We start from the raw sequence: 737 nt of genomic DNA, 5'->3' as shown, positions 1-737 counted from the left end.
GTAAAAGCATTAGCAACTGTAGTTGCAGCAGCCAAAGCCGGAGCTAAATCTACTTCTGCACCTGTTACCCCATTTACGGTAGTTGTTAACTTATCACCATTCAAAGTATTCGATACCGAAAAATCCCCTAGAGTCTGATCCCCTTTAAGATACTGAACACCAGTTCCAATTGGCAACGGAGTATATTTAATTTTTTCTCCCGATACAGAAAGTAACGTTTTTTGTTGAGCAACCATTGTTAGACTTCCTCCTAAAATTAACACAGCTAATAATTCTTTTTTCATGATTAAATTTGTTTAAAAATTTTTAATATTTACAATAATTCTTTTATATTATTTTTAATTATTTGATATATACAATCGTTATTTTATCTCCAGCAATTAGGTCATAGTTATAATTTGCCACATTACTATAAGTTAAATTTGATCCCGCCAAACTAATCGCCGAAGACTCAATTCTAACTCCGTTAATATACATGGCAATTGAATCCGAAAGCGGTATATCAGAAATCGGAAAAGTATTTTGACCATCTAAAGCAATAACTTCTTGCCTTACCGGAGTCAGTGACGAAAAAGACTGAGTAAGATCTACAGGAGCACTTACTACACCATTCACAGTAGTAGTCAATACCCTTCCTACCAACGCATTAGAGACAGTTGTAGAAGCATTCATTACATTTTCAATAACTGTAGTATTGGCCGGACTATTGATTATATCTGCAAAATTATTCGTTACAT

The 737-nt window shown here is 33.9% G+C and carries 2 protein-coding genes; both read right to left on the bottom strand.

The window, feature by feature from the left end:
• A partial coding sequence (locus AC6CH4_RS25920) for a hypothetical protein (RefSeq protein WP_498108219.1) occupies positions 1–284 on the bottom strand: 284 nt, incomplete at its 3' end.
• A gap of 58 nt (positions 285–342) precedes the next feature.
• Positions 343–737, bottom strand: a 395-nt coding sequence (locus AC6CH4_RS25915) for a hypothetical protein (RefSeq protein ID WP_498108217.1), incomplete at its 5' end; no start/stop codon positions are given.

Source organism: Flavobacterium sp. GQ95 (assembly GCF_059758655.1).
This window is presented reverse-complemented; position numbering and strand designations above follow the sequence as displayed.